Source organism: Staphylococcus sp. McC-251-APC-3A2, assembly GCF_009695665.1.
GTDB lineage: Bacteria > Bacillota > Bacilli > Staphylococcales > Staphylococcaceae > Staphylococcus > Staphylococcus cohnii.
On the sequence record NZ_VUNO01000001.1, the window covers coordinates 98,386 to 117,088 of the forward strand.

The window sequence follows — 18,703 nt, forward strand, 5'->3', positions numbered from 1 at the left end:
AATCGCTTTCAAGGAGGAAGTTTATGACTGTAACAATTTATGATGTAGCTAGAGAAGCTAGAGTATCTATGGCTACTGTTTCGCGTGTCGTAAATGGTAACCAAAATGTAAAACCAGAAACCCGAGACAAAGTGAACGAAGTAATAAAAAAATTGAGTTATCGTCCTAACGCAGTAGCAAGAGGATTAGCGAGTAAACGTACGACGACTGTTGGGGTAATTATCCCAGATATTTCAAATGTGTATTATTCACAACTCGCACGTGGTTTAGAAGACATTGCTACGATGTATAAGTATCATTCAATCATCTCTAATTCTGATAATGATCCAAGCAAAGAGAAAGAAATTTTTAATAATTTATTAAGCAAACAAGTAGATGGCATTATCTTTTTAGGTGGTACTATCTCAGAAGAAATTAAAGAATTGATTAATAAATCATCTGTACCAGTGGTTGTGTCAGGTACGAATGGTAAAGATGAAGGGATTTCATCTGTGAATATTGATTTCCAAACTGCTGCAAAAGAAATAACTGCACACTTGATCGAAAAAGGGGCAAAACGTTTTGCTTTTGTAGGTGGAGATTATTCTAAGAAGGCACAAGATGATGTGTTAGAAGGATTAAAAGAAGTTTTATCAGAAAATCAATTAACATTAGACGAACAATTAATCTTCAATGGTAATGAAACATATAAAGATGGTTTACGTGCATTTGGTGCATTAAAATCTACTAAACCAGATGCTATTTTATCGATTAGTGATGAACAAGCAATTGGTTTAGTTCATGCAGCACAAGATGAGGGTGTAACTGTTCCGGATGATTTACAAATTGTTAGTTTTAATAACACACGATTAGTAGAAATGGTTAGACCACAATTATCAAGTGTAATTCAGCCATTGTATGATATTGGTGCAGTGGGAATGAGATTATTAACCAAATATATGAACGAAGAAGAAATTGATGAACCTAATGTGATTTTACCGCATAGAATTGAATACAGAGGTACAACAAAATAAATTTAATAAAACACAGATGTTATGACCAAAATCCATGTTTAAAATGATTTTGCTGTACTAGTTTAGCAAGAATACACTGGTTTTAAGTTTTACCTGAACTGAAATTCATGCATAAGCCCCACTAATCTCAATGAGCTGAGTAGTGGGGCTTTATCACGCTTTGTGTTTTTTATGTAGTAAAACTATAAAAATAAGGGTTATTTAAACCAGCTTAATACTTGAGTTGCATGTTTCATATTGATCTCTGTAATTTCTTTACGTCTGGGTATCAATTGATAATCTAATTTTTGGTCTTTCCAAGTCTTTGGTAATTCACAAGTAGCATAAGGTGTCCACTTAGCAACCCATTTTTCAGGCAATTCACCTTGTTGTTGTTGTTCACCAATTAATGCTAAAAAAACATGTGTCCATGCACGAGGTACAACTTTCCAAATATTGTAACCACCGCCACCAAACATAATCACTTTTCCATCAGTATATTTATCTGCTAATGCTTTAATTTTATAGGGGATTTCATATAGTGTATTTAGTGTACAACTCATATGTGTGAGTGGATCTAAATAATGAATATCTACACCATGCACACTCACAATGATATCAGGTTTGAAAGAGGCAACAACAGGTTCTAATGTTTCATTTAAGACCTCGAGATAAGAATCATCTTCTGTGTACGGTTCAAGTGGTATATTGACGGTATAACCGAAGCCTTGTTCATTGCCGCGTTCTGTATAGTTTCCCGAACCAGGGAATAAAAATTTACCTGTTTCATGTATAGAATAAATTAATGCATCGTTGTTAGTATAAAAACTCCATTGTGTTCCATCCCCATGATGTGCATCTGTATCTATACACATTACTCGTAAACCATAATGCTTGATGAGGTAAGCAATGGTAATTGCCACATCATTGTATATGCAGAAACCATTGGCACGACCTGGCAAACTATGATGCAATCCACCACCTAAATGGCAACCATTGGTGAATGTACCGTCCATAATTTTATCAGCTAAATTAAGGGCACCACCCACAATGCGTGCACTGTGTCTATGCATCATTCTAAATTGCAGTGTATCGCTTCCATCTAAGCCATATTTCTTGGCTTCATTGTCATTTAAAATGCCATGTGATGCACGTCTAATAGATTGTATATAATCATAGCTATGAATCAAATTTAATTCGTCATCTGTTGCAATCCGTGGTCTAACAATGTGTTCAGGTTTTAAATAACCTAAATCACTTAATAGTTCAGTTGTCAGTTTCAATCTCATTTGATTGAAAGGATGTTGATTACTAAAACGATATTGTAAGATTTCGTTTGAATAAACAAAACCAGTATTTTGGGTATTGCTCATATTGATTTAACTCCCCTTTAAAAGAAAAAGCGATTCTTGTATCTTAAATCATCGAATGCTTGTAACTGATCAATGGAAATGCGTGCACCTATTCTTGCCATTAAACAATTAGCTGGATGGCTAGTGATTTCAGGATCATCTGTAGCAAAAATCTCTAGGCCCCCATAACCCATTAATTTTTGCATTAGTTTTTTATACGCGTAAACATCCAAACCTGCATTTTTTAAATCCCAATGCCAATAATACTCAGTGGTTAATACGATATAATCTTCATATTCATCAGCAGTCAAACTTAAGCGAATAAGTTTACTACCTAAATGTAAATGTCGATATGGTAAACTAATTTCTATGGCACCCAGTTCTATTAAATACTCAAGGTTACCATCCGACCAACGTTCTAATGGATCAGGATAATGATAAGTGACATAACCTATAATATGTTTATGCTCTCGTATCACAAAAATTCTGCCTTCTGCTAATTCACTAATTTCTTTTATAGCTATAAATTGATCGTCGGGTTGCCGAAAAGCAGAAAGTCCATCATCAAAAGTCATAAGTTCAAGATTTTCTCTAGAAACAGGACCTTCTATAATAAATGTACCTTCGTCCAAATGAAATGTTTGAAATTGATACGTTTTTATATGTTCCATTTTTTCACTCCAAACGACTGTAGATGAATATCATATTCACCCTTTAATACTTTTAGTATAAGGGATTTTAGAGAAAATTAACACGATAATGTATCCGTTTACACCGATTATTTTGAAAATTGCGAATTTGTTAGTTATAATATGCATTAAGCATTCGATTTCATTAAGAGGGGGATTTAGAATGAAAGTAGAAGTATATAAAGGGGAAGAAGGAAATTTTAACCTTCAAAACTATGAGAAACAATACAACAACTTTGATTGGAAAGAGGTCGAAAAAGCATTTTCATGGTATGACACAGGTAAAGTGAATATGGCGCATGAATGTATCGATCGCCATGTGGATGAAGGTAAAGGAGAAAAAGTTGCCCTTCATTATAAAGATGATCAGCGACAAGAAAGTTATACTTTCAGTGAAATGAAATCAAAATCGAATAAAGCTGCAAATGTTTTAAAGGATAAGGCAAATGTTGAAAAAGGTGATCGTGTATTTATTTTCATGCCACGAACACCTGAACTTTATTTTGCATTATTTGGTATTTTGAAAATAGGTGCAATTGTCGGCCCATTATTTGAAGCATTTATGGAAAAAGCTGTTGGAGATAGATTAGAAAATAGTGAGGCAAAGGTAATTGTTACTACTAATAGCTTATTGCCAAGAATACCTGTAGATAAGTTACCAAATTTAGAAACAATCATTGTAGTTGATAATGATGTAGATCGTGCATATGTAGATTTCAATAGTGAGTTTGAACAAGCAAGTGACCAATTTGATACGGAATGGTTAGATTTAGATGATGGTTTGATTTTACATTATACATCAGGATCAACTGGTCAACCTAAAGGTGTATTACATGCGCAAAAATCAATGTTGGTACATTATATTTCAGGTAAATATGTACTTGATTTTAAAGATGATGATGTGTATTGGTGTACAGCAGATCCAGGATGGGTCACTGGTACATCGTATGGTATATTTAGTCCTTGGTTAAACGGCATTACAAATTGTATTGCGGGAGGTAGATTTTCTCCTGAAGCATGGTATGGCATGATAGAAGAATTTAAAGTGACTATCTGGTATACAGCACCAACAGCATTAAGAATGTTAATGAGTGCTGGTGACGATATCGTCGAAAAATATGACTTGTCATCATTGAAGAGCATTTTATCTGTCGGTGAACCGTTAAACCCTGAAGTCATTAAATGGGCAAAAGATGTATTTGGATTACGTGTATTAGACACTTGGTGGATGACTGAAACAGGTGGTCATATGATTGTAAATTATCCTTCGATGGACGTGAAATTAGGCTCAATGGGTAAACCTTTACCAGGCATTGAGGCATCAATCGTAGATGACCAAGGTAATGAATTACCCCCTAATCGCATGGGTAATTTAGCAATTAAAAAAGGTTGGCCATCCATGATGATTTCTATTTGGAATAACCCTGAAAAATATGAATCGTATTTTATCGGCGACTGGTATGTTTCTGGAGATTCCGCTTATAAAGATGAAGACGGATATTTCTGGTTCCAAGGTCGTGTTGATGATGTAATCATGACAGCAGGAGAACGCGTAGGTCCATTTGAAGTAGAATCAAAATTAGTGGAACATGAGGCAGTTGCAGAAGCAGGAGTCATTGGTAAACCTGATCCTGTACGTGGTGAAATTATCAAAGCATTTGTTGCCCTACGTCCTGAATTCAAAGAAAGTGAAGAGTTGAAAGAAGAAATTCGTAAATTTGTTAAAGAAGGATTAGCTGCACATGCTGCACCACGTGAAATAGAATTCAAAGAAAAATTACCTAAAACACGTTCAGGTAAAATTATGCGTCGCGTATTAAAAGCATGGGAACTTGATTTGCCAGAAGGTGACTTAAGTACGATGGAAGATTAATTAAATACAAAGTGTTTTACGATTATTCAGTAAGCAAAAATAGCTAAAAACACTCCTTTATTGATAAGTTTTAACGCAGCTTAAAATTTTGAAATAAAGGAGTTTTTAGTGTAATAAGACAATGTAAGTGGAAATATATATCATATCTTTACAAAAGACGCTTATTATTTTGAAAGCGCTATCTCTATTAATCGACAACACAACATTATTTAGTTATTATGAATGTGTAAGGAATTTTGACTCACTGATTGAAATTTGATTTTTAAAAGTGATTAAAATTTATATAAGAAGGGGCGAATTAATTTGGCATATTTATCAGACTTAGATATTGCTAATCAATCAACATTACAACCAATTGGAGATATTGCTGAAAAAGTGGGTATTCCTGCAGATGCTTTAGAACCATATGGACACTATAAGGCTAAGATAGATATCAACCAAGTTAAACAAAAAGAGAACAAAGGGAAAGTAGTGTTGGTAACAGCTATGAGCCCAACACCAGCTGGTGAAGGGAAATCAACAGTTACAGTGGGATTGTCAGATGCATTTAACCAATTGAAGCAAAATGTCATGGTTGCTTTACGTGAACCTGCTTTAGGACCAACATTTGGTATTAAAGGCGGGGCGACAGGTGGTGGTTATGCTCAAGTATTACCAATGGAAGATATTAACTTGCATTTTAATGGTGACTTCCATGCGATTACTACAGCGAACAATGCTTTATCAGCATTTATTGATAATCACATTCATCAAGGAAATGACTTAGGTATAGATCAAAGAAGAATTGAGTGGAAACGCGTTTTAGACATGAATGATCGTGCCCTAAGAAATGTGATTGTAGGATTAGGCGGACCAACACAAGGTGTACCTCGCGAAGATGGCTTCAATATTACAGTGGCTTCAGAAATTATGGCGATTTTATGTTTAGCTAACGACATTCAAGATTTGAAATCTAAAATCAGCAAAATTACAGTAGGTTATACAAGAGATCGTAAACCAGTCACTGTTGCGGATTTAAAAGTTGAAGGTGCTTTAGCGATGATACTTAAAGACGCAATCAAACCGAATTTAGTACAAACGATAGAAGGAACGCCTGCATTAGTACATGGTGGTCCATTTGCAAATATTGCACATGGTTGTAACTCGATTCTTGCTACACAAACTGCTAGAGAATTAGCTGATATTGTCGTAACAGAAGCAGGATTTGGCTCAGATTTAGGTGCTGAGAAATTTATTGATATCAAAGCGCGTGAAGCAGGATTTGAACCATCAGCAGTTGTAGTAGTGGCTACAATTCGGGCGATTAAAATGCATGGTGGCGTTGCAAAAGACAACCTTAAAGAAGAAAACGTTGAAGCATTAAAAGCAGGAATTGTAAACTTAGAACGCCATGTAAATAATGTGAAAAAATATGGATTAGAACCAGTGATTGCATTAAATGCATTTATACATGATACAGAAGCAGAAACTAAATTTGTTCAAGAATGGGCAAAAGAAAATGGTGTTCGACTAGCTTTAACAGAAGTTTGGGAAAAAGGTGGTAAAGGCGGTATCGATTTAGCTAACGAAGTGTTAGAAGTAATCGAACAACCACAAGATTTCAAACATTTATATGAACTAGAGCAACCATTAGAAGATAAAATTGAAACAATCGTAAAAGAAATTTACGGCGGTAGCAAAGTAACATTTAGTAGTAAAGCTCAAAAACAATTAAAACAATTTAAGGAAAATGGTTGGGACCATTACCCTGTATGTATGGCCAAAACGCAATATTCATTTTCAGATGATGCTACATTGTTAGGTGCACCTGAAGGTTTTGAAATTACAATCCGGGAATTAGAAGCTAAAACAGGTGCTGGATTTATTGTAGCACTGACTGGTGCAATAATGACAATGCCTGGATTACCAAAACAACCCGCCGCATTAAAAATGGATGTTACAGATGATGGACATGCAGTAGGTTTATTCTAAATAATTGTACAAAAAAGAGCCTTTGATATAATACAAACGTCAATTTCTATCGAATCATATAAGAACTAATCTTAATTAGTGAGACTAAAATAAAAACACTTTCGTTGAGTTCATTTAAAATGAATAATACGAAAGTGTTTTTCTATGCATAGACTTGCTAACTTAATAAAATTTAAAAACATGTATATGATTAATTTTATTTAGTCATTAAATGAGCTTTAATATCATAATTTTCTGCACGTCTATAATCATAAAGGGTAATTTCATCTTCTACTAACATACGTTTTAACACATAATGTTGTCTATTTAAACTGACTTGAATTTGATCTCTAGATTTAAGAGAGCCATCTTCATTATAGGGTGTGTAATAGTATGGACTTTGTAATAACCCAACTAAATAAGCAGATTCAGCAATATTCAAATCCTCAGCAGGTTTGCCAAAAATACTATAAGCAGCTGAACCAATGCCAGAAATATTTGTGCCATTATAATCACGACCAAAGGGAACAATATTTAAGTATGTATATAAAATTTCGTCTTTAGTCAGTATTTTTTCTGCGCGCATTGAGAGTACTAGTTCATTTGCTTTTCGGTTATATGTTTTTTTATTGGTTAAAACTTGGTTTTTAACAAGTTGTTGCGTAATTGTACTACCTCCAGTAGCATCACTTGAATTAAATATATCCTGTCCAATTGCTCTTAAAACTGCTTTAGGTAATATACCATTATGACGAAAGAACAAACTGTCTTCTGAAGCTGTTAATGCTTTGATCACATTGCTATCAACATGTTTTGGACCAACAATAAGTGTATTAATAGAATTGTTATATTCTGATAAAATATTGTCACTTTTATAATCAATATCTTCATTACCAGACACATTTAATAATTTATGTTTTAATTCATTATCTGACATATGCGTTGCTTCTTTTGTTAAATTTTGAAAATAAAGCACAGATATTGCTAGTAAAATAAGTAAAGTACAGCCAAATATGAAAAACAAACCTACGAAAAAGTGTTTGATTTTTTTATAAATAAATTCAAACTGTTCCAGTCTGGTAAGTTGTTTATTTTTACGAATGTCTGTATCAAACGTCTGTTTTTCCATTGTGGTCCTCCTTAGCTAAACAGTATTATAACATAAGATAGACTGTTGACTTTTAAAATAGAATTAAATATAATAAATATCAATTCGATATCGTTTTTGGATAGAGGAGAAGTAATATATTGTATCATCTTCAGAGAGTTAGTGGTCGCTGTGAACTAACGTTGATCTTTATATGAATACACCTTTATAACGCAATTATCCAAACGTTTTAGTTAATGAACGTATCATTAATAAAGTTGTTTGACTTAAAGTATGGTGGTACCGTGCACTTGCGCCCTTACATAAATATGTAAGGGCGCTTTTTTGCATTTTCTAATATTATTTTTCTTGAATGATGGAAGCGATGCAAATAAAGCCTATTCAAAACTTTATCAATATTTAATTAGGAGGTTGATATCATGACAAATGCATTAATTGAAGAATTAAAATGGAGAGGCTTAATTTATCAACAAACGGATGAAACAGGTATTGAAAATTTATTAAATAAAGAACAAGTTACGTTATACTGTGGTGCCGATCCATCAGCAGATAGTTTACACATTGGTCATTTATTACCATTCTTAACTTTACGTCGCTTTCAAGAGCATGGTCATCGACCGCTTGTGTTAATTGGTGGCGGTACTGGAATGATAGGCGACCCATCTGGTAAATCAGAAGAAAGAAAGTTACAAACTGAAGAACAAGTTGAAATCAATGTACAAGGTATTAGTAAACAAATGCATAAAATTTTTGAGTTTGACACAAATAAAGGTGCAAAACTAGTTAATAATAAAGATTGGCTTGGACAAATATCATTAATTGAATTTTTACGAGATTATGGTAAACATGTCGGTGTAAATTACATGTTGGGCAAGGATTCTATTCAAACGCGTTTAGAACATGGCATTTCGTTTACTGAATTTACTTACACAATTTTACAAGCAATTGATTTTGGACACCTTAATCAATCATACAATTGTAAAATTCAAGTAGGCGGTTCAGACCAATGGGGCAATATCACTAGTGGTATTGAACTCATGCGTCGTATGTATGGGGAAAATGAAGCATTTGGTCTGACTATACCGTTAGTAGTTAAATCTGATGGTAAAAAATTTGGTAAAACAGAAGGTGGAGCAGTATGGTTAGATGCTGACAAAACAAGCCCTTATGAATTCTACCAATTTTGGATTAATTCAACGGATGAAGATGTTATTAAATTTTTAAAATACTTCACATTTTTAAGTAAAGCAGAAATAAATGATTTAGAAAAATCATTGCAAGAAGCACCACATTTACGAGAAGCACAAAAAGCATTAGCTGAAAATGTTACTAGATTTATTCATGGCCAAGATGCATTAGATGATGCAATTAGAATTTCACAAGCTTTATTTTCAGGTGATTTGAAATCACTTTCAGCTAAAGAATTAAAAGAAGGATTTAAAGATGTACCGCAAGTTGACTTAAACCACACGACTTCGAACCTTGTTGAAGCCATCGTTGAAACTGGCATATCTTCATCTAAGAGACAAGCACGTGAAGATATAAATAATGGTGCGATTTATATAAATGGTGAAAGACAACAAGATGTAAATTATGAATTGTCAGACGATGATAAAATCGATAATGCATTTACAATTGTACGTAGAGGTAAGAAAAAATACTTTATGATAAATTATAAATAAGATTATACTTAATCGTAAGATTTGAAATATAAAAGGTGAGTGGAACTGAATTCTAATTTTATTAAAATGATTTCGTCGTCCCACCACTAGTAGCGAAGACTACAATTGAAAAAGTAGAGCTAAAGCTCATGCATAAGTCCCACTACTCAATAAATTGAGTAGTGGGACTTTATCATCTACTGACAAAATAAAGGAGTCTGGGACATCAATCATGTCCCAGACTCCTTTATTTTAAGATTAAGTTTTGTGTCTTGTTTTCTTAACATATTACCACATTTTATTAATTAAAAGGGACGGCTTCCTCTTTAGATGAGTCTTTGGTATTAGACTTTTGTTCTGTTAATTTTACATCAACACTTTGTGTTTTACCTTTTCTTTCAATTGTTAAATTAACATTATCTCCTGGTTTTTTATGTTCATATAAATAAGAGCGTAGTTCTGTATCTTCTTTGACTTTTTCATCATCAATTTTTGTAATAATATCGCCTTCTTTTAATCCACTGTCAGCATATACTTTTGCTACATATATACCTTGTTTTCTATCTGTATTTAATTGTTTTTTATACTCATCTGGTATTTCACTTAAATTTAGTAAACCAATACCGATAGAAGGGCGATCGATTTTTCCGTTTTTAACGAGTTCCTTAATTGTAACTTTCACTTCGTTACTAGGTATTGCGAAACCAATACCTTCAACTTGTTCATTCGCTATTTTCATAGAATTTATACCTACTAAATTCCCATTTAAATCTACTAACGCACCACCAGAGTTACCAGGGTTAATGGCTGCATCTGTTTGTAGTACATTTACTTTGTTCGCACCTGCTGATGTTTGTGTATCAATTGTACGTTCACTTGCTGAAATGATACCTGATGTTACAGAATTTGCGAATTCTAAACCAAGTGGGTTGCCCATTGCAAATACACTATCACCTGTTTTAACTTTAGAGGAGTTGGCAAAGTCTATCGCTTTTGTACCTTTGGTATCATCAATTTTTAATACAGCAATATCAGTAAGTGCATCTTTACCTATTAATTTGGCATCTACTTGTTTAGAATTATGTAATTGTACTTTAATTTCGCTTGCGCCATCAATTACGTGATTATTCGTAACAATATATGCTGATCCATTATTCTTTTGATAAATCACACCAGAACCCACGCCAGCTTCTTCAGATTTAGCAGATTTCCCTTTAAGCAAATCATCTAAATTTTGGGCTTTTTGCATATTGATGACACCGACAATTGCAGGTGATACATCTGTAATCATTTGATTGACAGAATCATATTTATCATTTTTGCCATCTAATGAATTACCAGCATTACTATTATTGTTCGCTTCTTTGACGGTTGAACCATTATCATTTAAAACAGTATTCTCCATCAATTTGCCAATACCTAAGACAATGAGTGCACCTATGATACCAGCTATTAGTGCAACAAGAACAGTTTTAAACCAAGGGAATTTTGGTTTTGTTCGTTTACTAAATGTCGTCTGAGTGTTATTTGATGTTTGCGCGTCAGGTTGTTTATTATTTATATTTTGATCGTTGTTAAATTCTGACATATTATACCTCCGATTTATTCTATAAAACCTATTATGAAAGGTTTGTCCAACTTTTTCTAGTATATCACTATACAACTTTAGACTGAAATATAAATTATCTTGTTCATTAATGCACTAAATGATAGAATCAATAGGGTAATATAAGGTAAAAAAAGTAGGTGGAAAAATGTATAGAATTGTTAGCGGTATATTAAATTTTATTTTACGCAAAATATGTAAATCATTAGAAGTACAAGGAAAAGAAAACATCCCTCAATTACATAGATACGTCGTCACTTGTACCCACGAAAGTTACAATGAAGTCATTATGCTAGGTATGGCTATTTATCCAAACCAAATTCATTATATGGCAAAAAAAGAGTTGTTTAATAGCAAATGGTTCGGTGGATTTTTAAGTTCACTTAATGCTTTTCCAGTTGACAGAGAAAATCCTGGTCCAAGCACGTTGAAAAAGCCAATTAAATTATTAAAAGAAAATAAAACAGTCGGTATTTTTCCAACTGGACATCGTATGAAATATGATGAAGGCTCACCGATGAAACGTGGCGCAGTTACAATCGCTATGATGGCTCAAGCACCAATTTTACCAGCGGCATATATTGGACCCAAAAAAATCAAAGGTTTAATCACGGGTAAAGCAATTATTAAATTTGGTGAACCCATCGAAACAAAAAACTTGCCTAAAGATATGAAACGAAATGAAAAATTAGAATATTTAACAAAAGAATTGGAAAAAAGAACAATTCAATTACAAAATGAATTAAATACGTATGCAGCACATAAATAGTTAATTTTACTCATTTTGAATCTTATTTTATATACGAAATTTATAGAACTTGTGTTATTATGGAATTGTACAATGACAACAAGTAAAACGCTTTCATTCACCACGTGGACATTTTGTACATGTGGTGATTTTTTAGGTAATTTATTGGGAAATGGGGAATGATTATGTATAGTTTCTTTCAACGTTTGGGAAGATCGCTCATGTTGCCAGTTGCAGTGTTACCAGCAGCAGCAATTATCGTTGGTATTGGTAATGCATTAACAGCACTCGGTATATTGCCAACTATAGCTGCGTTCTTTTCTACAGCAGGCTCAACGATTCTAGAACAACTAGGAATATTATTTGCAATTGGGGTCGCTTTAGGTATGGCGAAAAAAAATGACGGAGCAGTGGCGCTTGCTGCAGCTGTTGGTTTCTTTTTAACAACCGTCGTGCTTAGTCCTGAAAAATTAGCACCATTATTGGGTGTAAAAGAAACAGGAGTAAATGAAGCGTTCGAACAAATGAATAATCAAAACGTCTTAATCGGTTTGATTATTGGTTTAGTTGCTGCATATACGTATAACAGATTTAGTAAAACAGAATTGCCAACAGCGTTATCGTTCTTTAGTGGTAAACGTTTGGTACCTATTTTAACTGCATTTTTTAGTATATTTATAGCAGTTATTATGTTGTTTGTTTGGCCGATTGTGTACTCAGCAATTGTTGCATTTGGAACATGGATATTAGATTTAGGTCCTGGCGGCGCATTTTTATATGGCTTTTTCAACCGTTTGTTAATACCTACCGGGTTGCACCATGCATTGAATACAGTGTTCTGGTTTGATTTAGCAGGTATTAATGATATCGCTAAATTCCAAACAGGTGATGGTGCCGTTAAAGGTATTACAGGACGCTATATGGCTGGTTTCTTCCCAGTAATGATGTTTGGAATTCCAGCAGCAGCACTAGCGATGTATCATACTGCTGAGACAAAACAGAAAAAAAGAGTTTATGGCTTAATGTTTGGTGGAGCTATTTCAGCATTTTTCGTTGGTGTGACTGAGCCAATCGAATTTTCATTTATGTTTGTAGCACCAATACTATTTGTCATTCATGCACTATTAACTGGTTTATCTCTGTTTATTGCAGCACTATTCCACTGGACAGCAGGGTTCTCATTTAGTGCAGGATTAATTGACTTTTTACTTTCTCTGATTAATCCAGTAGCAAATCATCCACTGATGTTAATGGTTCAAGGTGTAGTGTTCTTTGTTATTTATTATGTTGTATTTAGATTAACAATAAAATGGTTGAAACTTAATACGCCTGGTCGTGGTGATAACTTACTACCTGATCCGACATCTGAAGAAGCTACAACAGGTGACACTGCAGATTCAGCTGAGTCTGAAGGGGAGTTACAGACAAATAAGTATTCAAAAACGGCTAGTCAAATTTTAGAAGGTCTTGGTGGCAAAGAAAATATTACTTCTTTAACAAACTGTGCTACACGTTTACGTATGGAACTCAATGATAATAGCATTATTGATGAAACTAAGATTAAAGGTGCTGGTGCAGTAGGTGTTACAACAAGTGGTAAGCACAACACCCAAGTTATCATTGGTACGCAAGTACAACAAGTAGCAGACGAAATGGAAGTACAATTAGAAGATCATAATTAGATAGCATCCTTTGAAAGATTTATTATAAAGATACAGCAATTCATAAAATCACGTTTGGAAATAATCGATAAGTACATGTTATCGTTTCATTTTCAAGCGTGATTTTATTTTCAAATTAATTCTATGAAATTAATAATATTTTTCTATATATATCTTTTGGAAATACATTGCTCTTTTCACATGTAAATAGTACGATATACTAGTATCAGAATTTTCTGATTAAAGGAGAGGAACTAAGATGAAGTCGGTATTATTTGATGTTGATGGTGTGTTTTTAAGTGAAGAAAGGTGCTTTGATGTATCTGCATTAACTGTTTATGAAATGTTAATGAGTAAAGATTATATTGGTATTGACCCGTCTATAGATTTTCATGAACTGGATGATGAGCAAATTTCTGAAATAAGAGATATTGTCTTCTACCATGATGAAATTTTAACAAAGTTAAAATCTTTAGGTTTGAATTCAAACTGGGATATGTTATTTATCGTTATTGCATTACATTACATTGATTTATGCAAATCACTTTCTCAAGAGGAATTATCTATTGCATTGAATACTGAAAGCTTTAGTGAACAAACGCTACAATTTCTCGGTGATCATATTTCAAATATTGAGCTTAATTTTGAATTACCACTTTCATTTTTAGATGGTTTAAGTTCTGGTAAAGAAAATATATACCAAGCATTAATTGAACATGCAAAAGTACAGTTAAATACAGAAGATGCTGAATTATTTGAGTTGAAAAGTCCATTCTGGACGCTAGCACAAGAAATTTATCAGGAATGGTATTTAGGTTACCAATTATATAATGAAGTAGAACAGAAACAACAACGCACTGACTTTAAAAAGGGCTATATATATCAAGAGGTAGTGCTTAGACCTGTTAGTGAAATCAAGCAATTGTTAGAAGATTTGAAAGAGGCTGGTTACCAAATAGCTATTGCAACAGGTCGACCACGAACTGAGACAATTGTTCCATTTGAGACATTAGGCATTAAATCTTTGTTTGATGATTTACATATTGTAACAGCTAGTGACGTATTGAATGCAGAAGAGCATTTTCCTGAATTAAAGCCGCTAGGGAAACCCAACCCGTTTAGCTATTTAGCAACGCTTGATGGTAATATTTTGGAACATTATAAAAAATATGCAACAAATCAAGAAAATCGTGTAAATCCAGATGAAGTATTTATTGTTGGTGATTCATTAGCAGATTTATTAAGTGCGAAAAAGATAGGCGCAACTTTTATCGGTCCTTTAACAGGTTTGAAAGGCCAAAATGCACGTGAGGAATTAGAAAGTTATGATGCTGAATATATCGTTAATCATGTAGGTGAAATTCGAGATATTTTATTATAATACAAACGTTGACGATTGAGGAATATAAGAAATATTAATGTATATAAGCACATCTTGATAAAGATGATTACGATTAATGAGTTACAGGTTTTACTTGTACTAAAGCGCATATATAAACATTTTGGATGATATGAGTAGCACCACGATGATGTTTGAATGTATCGATTACAATTTCAGAGATTGTTTCAACGATTTCATTCACATGTCGTGACATATCATTTGAGGGAATAAGAACGGAAGTTTCCATTGGTAGTGTATGTTGAGTCATGTAATAATTTTTATACATAAGGCACTTCGTTAATTTAATTTAGTGGGATTTATTAAATTATACGAAAGGCCTTATTTTTTTGAATAACAAAATATAAATTGTACCGATTTTGTAATGTGCTGACGCCTGGAGAAATAATATGAGCGAGAGACTACAGGCTCGAGCCATATCCCCAGGCAAGCATGCACGATCAAAATCACAATATTTTAAATATAAAGAGGACCAATACATCATGTGTATTCATATTAAGTTATATCTTTTGGTTAATTAAAAATATGACTTTCTATTAGTTGTATAAGTTAAATAATACGAAGCTTTTTCTATTGTATTAAAACACATCACTTATAGAGATTTTGCAACGTGCTGACGCCAGCGGAAATGATATGGGCGAGAGACTACAGGCTCGAGCCATATTCCCATGCAAGCATGCACGATCAAAATCACAATATTTTAAATATAAAGAGGACCAATCCATATTAAGGATTGGTCCTATTATTTTGAGCATGTGCATTTATGCCCTAGACTCTTAAATAGTATTAACATGAATATGGCGGTTAATAATAGTTTGAAATAAAAGTATTTTGATTAAAAAAACTGAAAGGCAACCATTTTGTTGTCCTTTCAGCTTATTATTGTTAAATATTATAATTTTCGCTTACTGCAACATCTAATTCTACACTTCTTATTAAATTAAATCCTTCAATTTCATATAAAGCATCGATTACATCTTGTGTAACAGGATGATCAATTGATAAAATCATCAACGCATTACCACCTTGGTTTGTGCGTCCTAAATGCATAGAAGCGATATTGATATTGTATTCACCTAATATTTGACCTGTACGTCCTACTATACCTGGTCTATCGTTATGATTGATAACCAGTTGATGTTTTTCGGGTTTGAAATCAACAGGGTATTCATTAATACGCACGATTCTTGGGCCATAGCCATTTAGTACAGTGGCACCAATTTTAATTTGTGTGTCTTTATTAATTAAAGTTAATTCAATATAATTACTAAATCCACGATGTTTAGTATCTTTTTCTATATTATATGATACACCTTGCTCATTTAGTAACACTAAGGCATTTATTAAATTGACACGTTCCGCTAAATCTTGGCGTAATACACCTGATACAAGGGTTCTAGTAAGTAAACTTGTATCATCCAGTGCGATATCCCCTTTATATTTAATTTGTAACTCACGAGGGGCTTTTTCCAATAATTGAATACCTACTTCGCCAGTTAATTTACTTAATTCAATATATGGCTTTAATTCATCATTAATTTCATTGAAGGACATTTTTGGTACGTTAATCGCATTAACGACATTACCGTGTTCAAATATGTCTATGATTTCATTGGCAACGGAGACTGCAACTTTTTCTTGTGCTTCAACAGTAGATGCACCTAAGTGGGGTGTGACAATTATTTTATCATGCGCAACAAGTGGTGATTCAGTTGCAGGTTCGCTTTCAAATACATCAATTGCAGCGCCCTGAATTTGATTGGTATCTAATGCTTCGACAAGCGCATCTTCATCAATGATACCTCCGCGCGCAACATTGATAATTTGAAGGGTCGATTTTGCTTTTTCAAAAAATGCTTTATCTACTATACCTCTTGTTTTTGGTGTTAGTGGGGTATGCACTGTTACAAAATCTGCTTGTTCAGCAATTTCATCAACTGTAGCACGTGTCACATTAAGTTCTTTAGCTTTGTCTTCTGACAGATAAGGATCAAAAGCAAGTATATTCATACCAAAGCTTTGTGCACGTTTTGCTACACCAATTCCAATTCTCCCAGCACCAATGACACCTAACGTTTTGTTATAAAGTTCAGTTCCTCTATAAGCTTTACGATCCCATTTTCCATTTTTTAATGATTGGTGGGCTTGAGGGACGTTACGTGCCATGGATAAAATCATTGCCATTGAATGTTCAGTAGCTGAAATTGTATTCCCATCAGGTGCATTAATAACGATAACACCATGTTTAGTAGCAGCTTCTACATCAATATTATCCACACCAACGCCTGCACGTGCGATGACTTTTAAGTTTGGTGCAGCAGCAATGATATTAGAAGTGACTTGGGTTTGGCTTCGTACAATTAGCCCCTCATAGTTAGGAATGATTTCAGTTAATTCTGTTTCATTCAAATCAGTTTGAATGTCGACATTAAAATCGCCATGATCTGTTAAATTTTTTAAACCATCTGGTGAAATTGGATCTGAAACTAAAATTTTATACATATGCTTTTACGACCTCCATATATTGTGTGATAGCTTTACCAACATAAGATTCATTTCTAAATTCTGACAATAGTATTTCTAACGCTGATACAACTTGTAAAATATCAAAAGGCGATATTTGACCCATATGGCCAATACGTAATATTTGACCTTTTAAATGACCCTGGCCACCAGCAATCGTAATGGCAAATCTATTTTTTAATTCATTTTTAATATAGTTCAGTTCATCTTTAGATTTTGGAATAAACGCAGTGACAGTAGGAGATGCATAAGCATCTTGGACCAATAACTCTAAATCTAATGCTTTTAAAGCTTGTCTTAGTCCATCTTTTATTGCATAGTGTCTATCTATCACTTGATCTAATCCTTCTGAATTAACTAGTTCGGCGTATGCGTTTACACCTCTAAATAAAGAAACATTAGGTGTGAAAGGAGTTGAATGTTCAGACAATGATTTTAAATATTTATTTAAATCTAAATAAAATCTAGGCGTTATTACTTCGTTAAATCGTTCTTTTGCACGATTATTATAAGCTACAAATCCAAGACCAGGTGGAAGCATAATTGCCTTTTGACTACCTGAAACAAGGACGTCGATATAATCTCGATCTAAATCTACATCAACGGCTCCAATACAACTGACACCATCAACCACAAAATAAATCGATGAATCAAAGTTTCTTAATGCTTTACCTAGTTCATGTACAGGATGTAAAACAGCTGTAGAAGTCTCACAATATTGGCTAAAGACTGCTGTGATATCAGTGTTTAAAGATTTTAAAAAGTCGATAAAATCAGGAACATTAACTGCTTGACCCCATTCAACTTCGAATATATGTACATTATCGTAATAAGTCTCTGCAATTTGTTTAAATCTATTGCCAAATGCACCAGAAACAATAATAACAATGTCATCATCTGGGTTTGCTATATTCAGCATACTCGCTTCAAGTACGCTTGTACCACTTGAAGTAAGTATCATAACCTCATTTTTAGAACCAAAGATTGGTTTAAGTGATTTAAAGGCTTGTTCTGCGATTGCTTCAAAATCACTTGATCGATGTCCGACCATCGGTAATTGTGTAGCGTGTAATATATGTTCTGGTACAGGTGTAGGTCCTGGTGTAAGTAACAAAGGATGATAATATTTCATGTGTAATTC

General features: G+C 33.5%; 13 protein-coding genes and 1 pseudogene. 7 read left to right on the forward strand and 7 right to left on the reverse strand.

The window, feature by feature from the left end:
- The first annotated feature begins 23 nt into the window (after positions 1-23).
- Positions 24-1,013, forward strand: coding sequence for a catabolite control protein A (ccpA, locus tag FYJ81_RS00625; RefSeq protein WP_019467758.1), 990 nt, complete (start codon positions 24-26; stop codon positions 1,011-1,013).
- A gap of 197 nt (positions 1,014-1,210) precedes the next feature.
- Here the strand turns inward: ccpA and FYJ81_RS00630 are convergent, their stop codons facing one another.
- Both FYJ81_RS00630 and FYJ81_RS00635 read right to left on the reverse strand, forming a co-directional pair.
- Positions 1,211-2,365 carry an acetoin utilization protein AcuC gene (locus FYJ81_RS00630; protein WP_107384400.1) on the reverse strand — a complete coding sequence of 385 codons (1,155 nt, stop codon included), beginning with the start codon at positions 2,363-2,365 and terminating at the stop codon, positions 1,211-1,213.
- Positions 2,366-2,382: 17 nt separating this feature from the next.
- Complete coding sequence (locus tag FYJ81_RS00635) at positions 2,383-3,015, reverse strand: N-acetyltransferase (protein ID WP_107384399.1); 633 nt, start codon at positions 3,013-3,015, stop codon at positions 2,383-2,385.
- Positions 3,016-3,196: 181 nt separating this feature from the next.
- On the opposite strand from FYJ81_RS00635, the gene acsA reads away from it, so the two are divergent.
- A complete protein-coding gene (gene acsA / locus FYJ81_RS00640) occupies positions 3,197-4,906 on the forward strand; it encodes an acetate--CoA ligase (RefSeq protein ID WP_107384398.1) in 1,710 nt (569 codons plus the stop codon).
- 303 nt (positions 4,907-5,209) lie between these two features.
- Positions 5,210-6,877, forward strand: a complete 1,668-nt coding sequence (locus FYJ81_RS00645) for a formate--tetrahydrofolate ligase (protein ID WP_154409211.1) — start codon at positions 5,210-5,212, stop codon at positions 6,875-6,877.
- A gap of 196 nt (positions 6,878-7,073) precedes the next feature.
- Here FYJ81_RS00645 and FYJ81_RS00650 read toward each other — a convergent pair whose 3' ends face one another.
- Positions 7,074-7,985 carry a biosynthetic peptidoglycan transglycosylase gene (locus FYJ81_RS00650; protein ID WP_107384396.1) on the reverse strand — a complete coding sequence of 304 codons (912 nt, stop codon included), beginning with the start codon at positions 7,983-7,985 and terminating at the stop codon, positions 7,074-7,076.
- A gap of 398 nt (positions 7,986-8,383) precedes the next feature.
- Here FYJ81_RS00650 and tyrS point away from each other — a divergent pair, with 398 nt between their 5' ends.
- Positions 8,384-9,646: a tyrosine--tRNA ligase gene (tyrS, locus tag FYJ81_RS00655; protein ID WP_154409212.1), complete on the forward strand. Its 1,263-nt coding sequence runs from the start codon at positions 8,384-8,386 to the stop codon at positions 9,644-9,646.
- A 280-nt stretch (positions 9,647-9,926) separates the two neighbouring features.
- Here tyrS and FYJ81_RS00660 read toward each other — a convergent pair whose 3' ends face one another.
- Positions 9,927-11,213 carry a S1C family serine protease gene (locus FYJ81_RS00660; protein ID WP_107386440.1) on the reverse strand — a complete coding sequence of 429 codons (1,287 nt, stop codon included), beginning with the start codon at positions 11,211-11,213 and terminating at the stop codon, positions 9,927-9,929.
- A 166-nt stretch (positions 11,214-11,379) separates the two neighbouring features.
- Between FYJ81_RS00660 and FYJ81_RS00665 the strand changes: the two genes are divergently transcribed.
- The 3 genes from FYJ81_RS00665 (at position 11,380) to FYJ81_RS00675 (ending at position 15,021) form a co-directional block, all read left to right on the forward strand.
- Positions 11,380-12,000 carry a lysophospholipid acyltransferase family protein gene (locus tag FYJ81_RS00665; RefSeq protein WP_107384393.1) on the forward strand — a complete coding sequence of 207 codons (621 nt, stop codon included), beginning with the start codon at positions 11,380-11,382 and terminating at the stop codon, positions 11,998-12,000.
- A 164-nt stretch (positions 12,001-12,164) separates the two neighbouring features.
- Positions 12,165-13,661 (forward strand): N-acetylglucosamine-specific PTS transporter subunit IIBC, encoded by a 1,497-nt coding sequence (gene nagE / locus FYJ81_RS00670; protein WP_107384392.1) that lies wholly within the window; start codon positions 12,165-12,167, stop codon positions 13,659-13,661.
- A 238-nt stretch (positions 13,662-13,899) separates the two neighbouring features.
- On the forward strand, positions 13,900-15,021 hold the full coding sequence (locus FYJ81_RS00675; protein ID WP_107384391.1) for an HAD family hydrolase: 1,122 nt from the start codon (positions 13,900-13,902) through the stop codon (positions 15,019-15,021).
- 113 nt (positions 15,022-15,134) lie between these two features.
- Here the strand turns inward: FYJ81_RS00675 and FYJ81_RS00680 are convergent.
- From FYJ81_RS00680 to FYJ81_RS00690, 3 genes and pseudogenes are all read right to left on the reverse strand, one after another.
- Positions 15,135-15,307 (reverse strand): annotated as a pseudogene (locus tag FYJ81_RS00680) (IS5/IS1182 family transposase); the annotation flags it as partial.
- Between the two features lie 617 nt (positions 15,308-15,924).
- Entirely contained in the window at positions 15,925-17,541 is a 1,617-nt protein-coding gene (serA, locus tag FYJ81_RS00685) for a phosphoglycerate dehydrogenase (RefSeq protein ID WP_107383803.1), read from the reverse strand.
- Complete coding sequence (locus FYJ81_RS00690; protein WP_107383802.1) at positions 17,534-18,694, reverse strand: pyridoxal-phosphate-dependent aminotransferase family protein; 1,161 nt, start codon at positions 18,692-18,694, stop codon at positions 17,534-17,536. Before FYJ81_RS00690 ends, serA begins: the two co-directional genes overlap by 8 nt.
- Positions 18,695-18,703 lie beyond the last annotated feature (9 nt).